This is a genomic window from Brenneria salicis ATCC 15712 = DSM 30166 (assembly GCF_003315515.1).
Lineage (GTDB): Bacteria > Pseudomonadota > Gammaproteobacteria > Enterobacterales > Enterobacteriaceae > Brenneria > Brenneria salicis.
The window spans coordinates 1-11664 of record NZ_QNRY01000069.1 but is presented as its reverse complement, the minus strand read 5'-3'; the positions used below and the strand labels follow the sequence as shown (position 1 = coordinate 11664).

Below are 11664 nucleotides of genomic sequence, written 5' to 3'. Positions count from 1 at the left end.
TATCGTGGGATATTACAGCACGATCAGACCACACGACTATAACGGTGGATTACCCCCAAACGAATCGGAAAATCGATTCTGGAAAAACTCTAAACCCGTGGCCAGTTTTAGTTGACCACTACATACGACGCATGGGAACGCAAGGGTTATATTCACACCACGCCCGGCAAGGCGGTGAAATACGGTTTTGTTGCTCAGAGAATGGCTGACCTGGCACAACAATTTTTTATCCGGGCCGTGGCATTCGATCAGTACCGGATCAAATATCTGGAGCCGGAACTGGAAGAGGCGGAGGTTTCCGTCCCGCTTATTCCCCACGGTCAAGGTTACTACAAAGCGCAGGATTCAGGGTTGTGGATGCCACACTCTATAGAGTTGTTCGAGCAACTGCTGGATGACCGGGAAATTATTATCAGAGTGAATCCGTGTCTCCGCTGGAATGCGTCAGCCGCAGTCACAGAAGCTGACCAAAAAGAGAACCGAATCTTTGCCAAAAAGAAAAGCACTGGCCGTATCGATGGCGTGGTGGCATCAGCAATGGCTATTGGAGCGGCGGAAGGTTACGAGCCTGACGATGGTGATGTAGAGGGTTTTTTTGATGATCCGATCATAGTGGGTATCTGATGGCAAAGAATAAACAACCAGGGCGCGTAAAGAGCGCCCTTTTAAATTGGCTGGGCGTGCCAGTCAGTCTTACCAATGGAACATTCTGGCAGGAATGGTTCGGCACCAGCAGCAGCGGTAAGACCGTTACGGCAGAAAAGGTTATGCGTCTGTCCGCTGTCTGGGCGTGTGTGCGGTTATTGAGCGAGTCAGTGTCAACGTTACCGCTAAAAATTTATGAGCGGCAACCTGATGGTTCACGCAAACTTGCCCAGGGCAACATGGCTTACCAGGTGTTGTGTCGTCGCCCGAATCCAGAAATGACGCCATCGCGGTTCATGCTGCTGGTTGTGGCCAGTATCTGCTTACGCGGCAACGCATTCGTCGAAAAGCTATTCATAGGGAGTAAGTTGGTTTCTCTGGTTCCTTTATTACCTCAGAACATGGTGGTAAAGCGACTGGATAATGGCCGATTGCAATACACCTACACCGAAAATGGCAAACAGCGAGATATTCTTCCTGATCGCCTTATGCATATTCGTGGGTTTGGTCTTGATGGCGTTTGCGGCATGATGCCGACGATGGCGGGGGTTGATGTATTCGGTGCTGCTATGTCTGTTGATGAGGTCGCCGCAAAGATTTTTGAGAACGGATTGCAGAGTACGGGGTTTCTGTCATCAAAGGCGGCGTTATCCAAAGAACAACGAGAGCGCTTACGTAAAAACTTGCAAAAATTTACCGGCTCAACGAATGCGGGCAAGTTGATGGTTCTGGAAAACGAACTAACATATCAAAACGTCACAATGAACCCGGAAGCCGCTCAACTTCTGGAAAGCCGATCGTTCAGCATTGAAGAAATCTGCCGGTGGTTCCGCGTGCCGCCGTTTATGGTTGGTCATACCACAAAGCAAAGCAGTTGGGCGTCCAGCCTGGAGGGGATGAACCTGCTGTTTCTCACGCATACCCTGCGTCCATTGCTCGTAAATATTGAGCAGGAAATCGCTCGCTGCTTGCTGGGTGGTGATGAAGACCTGTTTGCTGAATTTTCCGTTGAAGGATTGCTGCGTGCCGATAGTGCCGATAGTGCCGGTCGAGCGTCTTACTATACCAGTGCGCTCCAGAACGGTTGGATGTCGCGCAATGATGTGCGCAGGCTGGAAAATCTTCCTCCTATTGATGGCGGAGATATCTATACGGTTCAACTGAACCTAACGCCGCTGGAAGACCTTAAAAACGGCAACCTGGCTGCTCAGGCCGTTGCACTGAAGCAGTTACATAATCACGTATTCCCCGATATTCCCTTCGAGCAATCGCCGCTTAAACAGGCGGCGTAGGAGCTATTTACCCATGACAAAAAAACAACTTCCGGCAGCGCCGGTGGGTCGCCCCTGTGCGGGTGTTACCTGCGAGGCGCTCCCGTCAGCCCTTGAGCGCTGGAATGGTGGTATCCGTGCTGCAACAAGCGATGATAACTCGATTTCTGTTTTTGACGTGATCGGTCGTGATTATTGGGATGAGGGAGTAACCGCAAAACGCATTGCTGGCGCCTTGCGAGCAATGAATGGCGCTGATGTCACCATAAACATTAATTCCCCTGGCGGAGATATGTTTGAAGGGCTGGCGATTTACAACCTATTGCGTGAATACCAGGGAACAGTAACGGTCAAGGTGCTGGGTATTGCTGCCAGTGCTGCATCAATCATTGCGATGGCTGGGGATGAAATTCAGATAGGGCGTGGCGCTTTTCTAATGATCCATAACTGCTGGATTGTCGCGATGGGAAATAGACACGACTTTGCTGAACTGGCGGATTATCTGACGCCATTTGATAACGCGATGGCTGATATCTACGCGGCGCGTTCCGGTCTGGATATCGACACCGTGTTGAAGTTGATGGATGCGGAAAGCTATATCGGCGGTAGTGATGCAGTGAAAAAGGGGCTGGCTGACAGCCTGCTTTCTGCGGACGCGGTTTCTGATGGGGATGATTCTCCAGCCGCGGCGCTGCGCAAACTCGATGCGTTACTGGCAAAAGCGAACACACCACGATCAGAGCGACGCCGACTCATCAAATCTTTAACAAGCGGTATGTCGAGCGCTACCGCAGAACATGAAGGCACGCCGAGCGCTGCCCGTGAAATCAAACCTGAAATTCTTGCTGATCTGGACACGGCGTTAAGTGGTCTGGTATCGGCGTGCCAATAATCTGGAGAAATTATGTCTGAAGTTAACGATATTCTTAAAAAGGTCACGGCCAGCATTGAAGAGGCAACCGGCAAATTCAATGCGAAAGCAGAAGAAGCCCTGGGTGAAGCCAAAAAATCCGGCAAATTGTCTGAAGAGACTAAAGCTGCTGTTGACAAGATGGCCTCTGAATTTAATGCGCTGGTCGCTGCTGAAAAAACGCTGAAGGCTGCACTGGGTGAACTGGAGCAACATGTGGCACAAATGCCGCTGACGAATGCAAAAGCTGTCGTGGAAACAGTCGGTAATATCGTAGTCAGTTCTGAGGCGCTCAAAACGTTTGCCGCCAGTGTTGAGGGTGGCAAACGCGTCAGCATCCCGGTAAATGCCGCGTTACTGTCTACCGATGTTGCAGATGGTGTTGTTGAGCCGCAACGCTTGCCTGGCATTGATACGGCACCGAAACAACGCCTTTTCATCCGTGATCTGATTGCACCAGGAAAAACCAGTTCCCCGGCCATTTTCTGGGTGCAACAAACCGGGTTCACCAATAACGCCGCTGTGGTGCCGGAAGGCACGGCCAAACCGTACAGCAACATTGAGTTTGCCACCAAAATTACGCCAGTGACGACGGTCGCCCATATGTTCAAGGCGTCTAAACAGATCCTGGACGATTTTGCACAACTGCAATCCACGATCGATGCGGAAATGCGTTACGGCCTGAAATACGTCGAAGAACAGGAAATCCTGTTTGGTGACGGCACCGGTGTACATTTGCACGGCATTATTCCCCAGGCTACAGCATTCAGCGCTGCTTTTGCTGTTGAACAGCAAAACGGAATTGATGATCTGCGTCTGGCGATGCTGCAAGCGCAATTGGCGCGATTCCCGGCGTCTGGACACGTTCTGCACTTCATTGATTGGGCGAAAATCGAACTGACGAAAGATACGCTGGGGCGCTACATCCTCGCTAATCCGTCAGCGCTGACTGGGCCTACTCTCTGGGGACTGCCTGTTGTTGCTACTGAAACAGCGGCATTCCAGGGTAAATTCCTGACTGGTGCGTTCAATGCTGCTGCTCAACTGTTCGATCGTGAAGATGCTAATGTGGTTATCTCAACCGAGAACGCCGACGACTTCGAGAAGAACATGATTTCGATTCGTTGTGAAGAGCGCTTAGCTTTGGCCGTTAAGCGTCCTGAAGCGTTCGTTTATGGAACGTTTACCGTACCTGCTGTCAACGGCGGCTAATCCAGTTAACCTCTTCGCGTAGCGGCCTTCGGGCCGCTTTTCTATGGGACAAAAATATGAAACTGATTGCTAACAAGCCTATCTACTATCAGGGAACAGTAGTCGTTGAAGGTGTTGAGTTTGAAACTCAGGAGCAACATGGACGTGAGTTAATTGCAAAAGGCTACGCAAAACAGATTATCGCGGATAATCCTGCTGAACAGCCTGAACAGCCTGAACAGCCTGAACAGCCTGAACAGCCTGAACAGCCTGAACAGCCGAAAAAGGCAAAAAAATAAGGTGCGCCATGCTGGATATCGACTTGGTTAAACAGCACTGCCGCGTTGAATCCGGCAATGATGAAGACACATTGCTGAACGCCTATATCAGTGCGGCAGTGAGGTATGTCGAAACATATACGCGCCGCAAACTTTATGAGAATGAAGAGGCGGACGGTTACGCAGAGGATGAGGATCACCTCCTGCCAACGGCAGATGTTCAGGTAGCAATGCTGTTGTTGATTGGACACTGGTATGAAAACCGGGAGTCCGTAAATATTGGGAACATAACCAGCGCCATTCCTTTCGCGACAGAATCATTGTTACAGCCATATCGAATTTATGGCTTGTGAGGTTTTATGAGAGCAGGAAGACTACGCCACCGCGTCATCATCCAGAACTTCACAACAACCCGCGATGCTGGTGGCCAGCCGATCGAGTCATGGAGTGATGGTGCTACGGTATGGGCCGAAGTCGCCCCGATCAGTGGCCGCGAGTTAGTAGCCGCTGGTGCGGTATCTGCCGAGGCAACAATCCGGGTATGGATGAGGTTTCGCCGTGATGTTTCGGCGGTATCCCGCTTGCTCTGTCTCAATGGCCCATTTGCCGGATTAATGCTGGATATTATCGGCCCGCCGATCCCGGACGGTAAATGCACTCGACTGGAAATATTGTGTAAGCTGGGGGTGAAACGTGATTGATTTTGGCCTCGATTTTTCCGGCCTGAACGACATCGCCAGGGATTTGGAAAAGCTGAGTCGGGCGGAAAACAACAAGGTGCTGCGTGATGCTACTCGCGCTGGGGCTGAGGTTCTGAAAGAAGAGGTTATCGACCGTGCTCCCGTTCGTACCGGGAAAATGCGTAAAAACGTTGTGGTGCTGACTCAAAAGTCACGGCGAAAAGGTGAAATCTCATCCGGCGTACACATTCGCGGTGTTAATCCCCGAACGGGTAACAGCGATAACACAATGAAGGCGGACAACCCGCGCAATGCGTTTTACTGGCGATTCGTTGAGATGGGAACGATCAAGGCCCCAGCGCATCCGTTTGTGCGCCCAGCGTTCGACGCCCGGCAGGAAGAGGCCGCGAATGCCGCCATTACGCGAGCCAATCGCGCTATCGACGAGGTATTGAGTAAATGACCGAAACCGACATTTACCCGCTAATCTCCGCGTTGGCTGGCGGTAATGTTTATCCGTATGTCGTTCCACTAAACAGCGAGGGTGAGCCAGCAATTTCGCCGCCGTGGGTTGTGTTCTCTTTTATATCCCAGCCGTCTGCTGATGTGCTGTGTGGCCCAGCAGAAACAACATCATCCGTTCAGTTTGATGTTTACGCGAAAACCATCGCGCATGCGCGTGAAATTCGTGGCGATGTCATCGCAGCACTATCGTCGCTCAGTCCTGGCAATCAGATGCTGACGCAAGGACACGACACAGAAACAGCACTATACCGAGCTACAGCAGAGCTACAGTTCGTCGACTAACTCATACACCATCATCATCACAACCCGCCATTGAGCGGGTTTTTTACGTCTGGAGAAAATGAAATGGCGGCACTTTATGAAAAATCACAAGGGACGCAGATCAAGATTTCGTCCGCTCCTGCAACAGCGGAAACCGCTGAAACAGCAACGTATCTCGATCTGCACTGCACACTGAAAGAAGCTCAGTTCACTGGGGGGCAAAAACAGGATATTGACGTCACAACGCTTTGCTCAACTGAGCAGGAGAATATTAACGGCCTGCCCGCTCAGTCTGAAATGTCCCTCTCAGGCAATTTCTATCGCAATGCGGCGCAGGACGCTCTACGCGATGCATACGATAACGACACGACCTATGCATTCCAGTTCATTTTCCCTTCTGGTAACGGATTTCAGGTTTTGGCCGAAGTGCGCCAACACACCTGGTCATCAGGCACAAACGGTGTAGTAGCCGCTACGTTCTCTCTGCGCCTGAAAGGTAAACCGACACCAATCAATGCGCCGGCAGGTAACGGGGGTTAATAAATAATGTCAAATAAAAGCATTAAAGCGTTGGCGCTGGCGCCGGGATCGGGGTTTCTCACGAAGGCTATCGAGGTGCCGGAATGGGATGGCGTAAAAGTCATTCTGCGTGAACCCTCCGCTGAAGCCTGGCTGCGCTGGCAGGATGCGGTAAAAACTGATGAAGACAGCGAATCCCTGTCTGTGTCAGAACGCGCCCGCCGCAATCTTCACGCAGATGCAACGTTGTTTGTCGATATTTTGCGTGATGAAAGCGGCGATCCGGTATTCGATGTTGATGATGTCGAAGAAGTGGAAAGCGTTTACGGCCCCGTGCATAGCCGGCTATTACGGCAGGCGTTGGACATTATCAACGATACTGAGGCCGCTAAAAAAAAGTAACTCAGCCCGGTATGCAGTTTTTGATGGCGCTGGCGCTCAGAATGGGGCGCACGCTGTCAGAACTGCGGCGGGAAATGACCGCCAGTGAGCTACGGATGTGGATTGAGTATGACAAACTTTCCCCGATCGGCGATACGCGAGGGGATATTCAGGCCGCGCAGATCGTCAGTGCCGTATATGGCGCCCAGGGCGTAAAAGTGGCGCTTACTGATGCCATGCTGGACTGGTCAGGCAAGGAAGAAGAAGACATCGATCCGTTTGGCAATCTGGAGGCATTTCTTTCTATGGCGGCGAGTTAAGGCGCATCCCTGCGCCACAAACATTACCTAATCGCCCGTTCTACTCTATCGACCTTGTGCCTAAACATTTCAAGGTGGTGCTGTAAGGCTAATAGCTGAAATTGTGCAGCCTCTACCTGATAACCGGCTTTTCTGAGGTCGTGAAGCAGATGGGCCAATGGGTTAGGGTAATCACCGTTAGGGATCAGCATGTTTGCCGGGTAGTTCCATGGCGCACTAAATGCCTTTTGCCCCATCATCCACTTGAACTGGTCGAAGTATTCCATAGGGTAGGATATTGGCAAGGATACAGCTTGTTTCTGTTTGCCTATCCACTCGCCTTCCAGCCCCTCAAGATAGTCGATCGCTTCCCCGATCTGGTCGGGTGGCAACTGGTGAATGTGTTCAACATCAAAACGCTGGTGGACGAGTTTCCATATATCGGGGTAAATATTACCCATCCCGGTGGCGATCAGCCGTTCGGCAGTCTGGCGCAGCGGGATTAATTGTTTTGCTGTGGATTGGCGAATTTTGCGCGGAGCTTCTTCGATAGCTTTTTCGCGTTGGCTGAAATAGCAATCTTCCAGCTTCTCGAATACCTCCCATGCCTGATCGGTTTCGAGCATCTTGGCGTGACGGGCGGCGCCGCGCTGAGTCCAGAGGGTTAAAGCGCGGCTGTTTACAGGAATTTTCACAGAGTCTCTTAAAGATACTCTGTGCTTAAAATCCCTTAATTCATAATCTGTTAGCTTGTAGTAATGCTTCCCATCAGTAAAGCGCTCTTTATTTCTGGCGAAGTTGTTACGGATGCGGGCGGTGTCAGTGCCATAAAGTTGCGCCAACAAATCAGTGGTGATTACGGGTATGCCGTTGTGTGCGATAACGGACAGGCTTTCTATGGAGAGTTGGGTAGTCATAATGACCTCGTTGATTTTTTTCGAATTACCACTATCGGAGTGGTGCCGGGAGGTTCGAAACGGCTCAACGAGACCGCGGACTTATTCCCCTTTCGGGTGTTGTATTCGTCGCCCTCCCGACTTTGATTCGGGGTGTGATCGCGCAGTACGCTCACTGAATGACAGGCATAAAAAATCCAACACTAACGGGGTTGGTTCTGTCCGCGTTGAGAAGAGGTTTCGACGCCTCGTGAAAAAGAAGATAGCGGAAGTAGATCCCTGCGTCAACAAGCGGTAGGATGTTGCTGAATGTAACTACGTATATGGATGAAATATGAAAAAGGTCATTTCAGTAGCAATCTGCGTTATGTTTTTATCGGCTTGCGTCCCTGTAAGTAATTATGAAGAAAGTAGAGTGGTTGTTACAAAAACAAGACCTCTCTCTGAAACTGAAAAACTAATAATACAGGAGTCAGTCAAAGCTAAGTTAAAAGATCCAGATAGTGCCATATTCAGACTGCCTCCTGTAAACGAAAATGGCGCACCAGATTCATATTGTGGATTGGTAAATGCAAAAAATAGCTACGGCGGATATACCGGTTTTACTCCATTTGCAGCAACATTAATGAGAATGGATGGCGAGATTAAAGATTCTTCTTCAATTCTTCCTGCTGCATCTAGGCATGGAATCCGGGCGATGTATTCCATGTGTGAGAAAAATGGGTATTTATTCCAGTAATAAATATGTGTGGTTAGCTTTTTATACATCAAATACCCTCTTCGGAGGGTTTTTTATTTCCCAGAGAAAATAAAATGGCAACGCTGCGAGAACTGATTATCAAGATTTCCGCTAACTCACAATCGTTTCAGTCAGAGATCTCCCGTGCTTCCAGAATGGGATCTGATTACTACAAAACCATGCAGAACGGCGGTCGGCAGGCTGCGGCGGCAGCGCGTGAGAGTCGCCGGGCGCTGGCGGAGGTGAATGCGCAACTTGTCTCGGTAAAATCTACTGCTGCAGGGATGGCTGGGGCAATAGCTGGTGGTTTTGCTACTGGGCAATTAATTAATCTCGCCGATCAGTGGAACCAGGTTAATGCACGGCTGAAACAAGCGTCTGTCTCTACCGAGGATTTCACCAGTAACCAGGCGGCGCTGATGGCGCTTAGCCAGCGCACCGGAACGGCGTTCGCAGATAACGCTGGATTGTTCGCGCGCTCTGCGGCCTCTATGCGTGAATATGGTTACTCGTCACAGGATGCGTTAAAAGTCACCGAGGCATTGGCTACTGGCTTAAAACTCTCCGGCGCGGGCGTTCAGGAATCCAGTTCTGTTATTACCCAGTTTAGCCAGGCTCTGGCACAGGGCGTTTTGCGCGGGGAAGAATTCAACGCTGTAAATGAAAATGGCGATCGCGTTATTCGAGCATTGGCCGCAGGGATGGGGGTTGCACGCAAAGACCTAAAGGCAATGGCAGATCAGGGGCAATTAACAGCCGATAAAGTTGTTCCGGCGTTAATCAGTCAACTGGGCGCGATGCAAAACGAATTCGCAGCGATGCCGGCGACGGTTGGTGGTTCTGTAACGAAGGTGCAAAACGCTTTTCAGCAATGGGTCGGTGGCGTTAACGAAACCTCCCGCGTTACCGCGACGTTATCTGGATCGTTGGATTCGTTAGCCGATAATATTGACGGTGTTGCTACCGCTGCTGGTGTACTAGTTGCAGTTGGTGCTGCGCGGTATTTTGGCGGCATGGCTTCGAGCGCTGCCAGCGCGACGGCGACAATTATTAGCACAAGAAAAGAGCAAATCGGCTTGGCTGCTGCTCAACTTAACGCCGCGCAAATGACGCAAAGAAAAGCTGCGGCGGACGCGGAAGCGGCGGTATCTGCTTACAATCTTGCCCTAGCCGAAACTCAAGTTGCGAAAGGTTCTAACGCATCAATGGTTGCCACGCAGAATTTAACGGTAAAGCGTAGCGCAATGATTGCGGCTAATGCTGCATTAATTAACTCAAACCGGGCGGTGGCAGTGTCTGAGGCATCTGTAAATAGGCTGGCATCGGCATCCAGTTTAGCTCTTGGCGGGCTAAAATCTCTCGGCGGAATGTTGGGCGGAATTCCTAGTATTGTCATGCTCGGTGCGACTGCATGGTATGCGGTTTATCAGCAGCAAGAACAAGCGAGGCAGTCAGCAATTCAGTATGCTGGCACGCTTGATGATATCGTTGCCAAGTCTAAAGAAATGAATGTTCTGCAACTCAAGGGGGCTATTGCGGATTCTGGTAGCTCGATTGATGCGTTAAAGACAAGACTCAGTGAGCTAAAAGATGCTCAAGAAACCGCTGCGGCAGAAGCGGAGAAGTATAATGAACTCGTAAGATCTGTTGGTGGTGATGGTGGTGGTTATGCGGTAAATGCGGCTAAAGCCCAACGTGAATATGAAAAGGCAAGCCGCGATGTATCAGATGCTACTGAACAACTCAATAATGCCATTGCCAACCAATCACGCCTACAAGATGAGTTAAATAACAAAGTTTCTGTATCATCTGCTATTTATCAAAAGATACAGCACGAATTAGCCGATACCTATAAATTAGCGGAAGGTGTTGCAGGTGCTATGGCAATAACCATTCAGTTCATGAATGAGTTGAACAGTAAGAAAGTAGGCAGCGTTACTCAGCAAATAGAGAATGAGGCATATACAAAATATATTAAACAGCAGCAAGAGAGTCTTGATTTATTACGTAGGGAAGGAATCGAGCGTGCAAAATTAAAGGCTATTCAGGATGCAACGAAGAGCGGGGCGCTGAAGGTAGATGCGGCGGGTAATATTGCTCCTGGCCAGGATTCTCAAATTGAAAAAATTCAGGCTAATGCTGTAGAGGAATACAATCTTCAGCAGGCAGAGAAGGATAAAAATAAAAGGTCATCACTGCAAAAAACAGAAGATACCTACAAGCGCATTAATGAGCAGATGAAGGAACAAGTCGCCTTGGATGGACAATCTTCTGAGTTGGCTAAAATGAAATACAGAACTTCTCAGGGGGATTTGGCAGCGATATCAGCAAAGCATAAAGCGGAATTACTTCATAATGCTGCCCTGATTGACCAGGCAGAAATACGGAAAAAAGCGGTTGAATACGAGAACGGGCTGATTGATTCCAACGCCAACGCTAAAGCAGCTAATGACGCTAACCTTATTGGTTTTGGTGAGGGCTCCCGCGTTCGTGAGCGTATGCAGGAAATGATCAGTATTCGCCGTGAGTTTATCCAGAAAGACGATGAGCTACGACGGCAGCATCAAGCGGGTGAAATTGATGATGAATTTTTCAATCGTGCCATTGCCCTGAATAAGCGCTATCTCGAAACGTCTGACCGACCAACAGATGTATTACACTTCACTGGATGACCAACGCAATAACTGGATGGGAGGGTTGCGCGATGGCTTTGCTGATTGGGCGGATGAGGCAACGGATTATTCTTCTCAGGCATCGCAGGGCATGAAAACGGCGATGAGTGGCGCGGTTGGTTCCATTACTGAAATGTTGAACGGTAATGTTGATAGCTGGAAAGACTGGGGTGTCAGTGTCCTGAAAATCATCCAGAACGTGTTGGTAAATATGGCTTTAGCGAATGCGGCCAGCGGTGCAAGTAGTGTTTTTGGCTCGTTGTTTGGCGGCGTAGCTAAATAACTGCGCCTAATAGTAGATCACTGAAGGGAACTCAATCCGGTTTGAGCGATCTGATCAATCGCCAAATCAAAACAAATCACCAACCGGACTGAGTTATGCCGATCATAGCATTCA

The 11664-nt window shown here is 49.9% G+C and carries 13 protein-coding genes and 3 pseudogenes; 15 read left to right on the top strand and 1 reads right to left on the bottom strand.

Features of this window, described 5'->3' with window-relative positions; all coding sequences use genetic code 11:
• Positions 1–123 precede the first annotated feature (123 nt).
• The 12 genes and pseudogenes from DES54_RS17760 to DES54_RS17705 all read left to right on the top strand — a co-directional run.
• Positions 124–624, top strand: a pseudogene (locus DES54_RS17760) (terminase TerL endonuclease subunit); the annotation flags it as partial.
• Positions 624–1937, top strand: a complete 1314-nt coding sequence (locus DES54_RS17755) for a phage portal protein (RefSeq protein ID WP_113869643.1) — start codon at positions 624–626, stop codon at positions 1935–1937. The pseudogene DES54_RS17760 and the gene DES54_RS17755, both read left to right, overlap by 1 nt.
• A 13-nt stretch (positions 1938–1950) precedes the next feature.
• Complete coding sequence (locus DES54_RS17750) at positions 1951–2808, top strand: head maturation protease, ClpP-related (RefSeq protein ID WP_113869641.1); 858 nt, start codon at positions 1951–1953, stop codon at positions 2806–2808.
• Between the two features lie 12 nt (positions 2809–2820).
• A complete protein-coding gene (locus DES54_RS17745; RefSeq protein ID WP_113869639.1) occupies positions 2821–4038 on the top strand; it encodes a phage major capsid protein in 1218 nt (405 codons plus the stop codon).
• 56 nt (positions 4039–4094) lie between these two features.
• Positions 4095–4316: a DUF7210 family protein gene (locus tag DES54_RS17740; RefSeq protein WP_113869637.1), complete on the top strand. Its 222-nt coding sequence runs from the start codon at positions 4095–4097 to the stop codon at positions 4314–4316.
• 8 nt (positions 4317–4324) lie between these two features.
• Positions 4325–4648, top strand: coding sequence for a head-tail connector protein (locus DES54_RS17735; protein WP_113869635.1), 324 nt, complete (start codon positions 4325–4327; stop codon positions 4646–4648).
• Between the two features lie 6 nt (positions 4649–4654).
• Positions 4655–4996, top strand: coding sequence for a phage head closure protein (locus DES54_RS17730; RefSeq protein ID WP_113869633.1), 342 nt, complete (start codon positions 4655–4657; stop codon positions 4994–4996).
• Positions 4989–5438: an HK97-gp10 family putative phage morphogenesis protein gene (locus tag DES54_RS17725; protein ID WP_113869631.1), complete on the top strand. Its 450-nt coding sequence runs from the start codon at positions 4989–4991 to the stop codon at positions 5436–5438. The genes DES54_RS17730 and DES54_RS17725 overlap by 8 nt, the downstream gene beginning before the upstream one ends.
• Positions 5435–5782 (top strand): tail completion protein gp17, encoded by a 348-nt coding sequence (gene gp17 / locus DES54_RS17720; RefSeq protein ID WP_113869629.1) that lies wholly within the window; start codon positions 5435–5437, stop codon positions 5780–5782. The genes DES54_RS17725 and gp17 overlap by 4 nt, the downstream gene beginning before the upstream one ends.
• Positions 5783–5845: 63 nt before the next feature.
• Positions 5846–6283, top strand: a pseudogene (locus DES54_RS17715) (phage tail protein); the annotation flags it as partial.
• A 24-nt stretch (positions 6284–6307) separates the two neighbouring features.
• The gene (locus tag DES54_RS17710; protein WP_113869625.1) at positions 6308–6682 is read left to right on the top strand and encodes a phage tail assembly chaperone; all 375 of its coding nucleotides are present in this window, start codon (positions 6308–6310) and stop codon (positions 6680–6682) included.
• Positions 6683–6693: 11 nt separating this feature from the next.
• Entirely contained in the window at positions 6694–6981 is a 288-nt protein-coding gene (locus DES54_RS17705) for a phage tail assembly protein T (RefSeq protein WP_205680245.1), read from the top strand.
• Positions 6982–7514: 533 nt separating this feature from the next.
• Here the strand turns inward: DES54_RS17705 and DES54_RS19030 are convergent.
• A pseudogene (locus DES54_RS19030) lies at positions 7515–7877 on the bottom strand (ORF6N domain-containing protein); the annotation flags it as partial.
• 313 nt (positions 7878–8190) lie between these two features.
• Here DES54_RS19030 and DES54_RS18515 point away from each other — a divergent pair.
• From DES54_RS18515 to DES54_RS17690, 3 genes are all read left to right on the top strand, one after another.
• Entirely contained in the window at positions 8191–8595 is a 405-nt protein-coding gene (locus DES54_RS18515; RefSeq protein ID WP_147247326.1) for a hypothetical protein, read from the top strand.
• A gap of 74 nt (positions 8596–8669) precedes the next feature.
• The gene (locus DES54_RS17695) at positions 8670–11267 is read left to right on the top strand and encodes a tape measure protein (RefSeq protein ID WP_113869621.1); all 2598 of its coding nucleotides are present in this window, start codon (positions 8670–8672) and stop codon (positions 11265–11267) included.
• The gene (locus tag DES54_RS17690) at positions 11245–11550 is read left to right on the top strand and encodes a phage tail tape measure C-terminal domain-containing protein (RefSeq protein WP_113869619.1); all 306 of its coding nucleotides are present in this window, start codon (positions 11245–11247) and stop codon (positions 11548–11550) included. Before DES54_RS17695 ends, DES54_RS17690 begins: the two co-directional genes overlap by 23 nt.
• Positions 11551–11664: the final 114 nt, after the last annotated feature.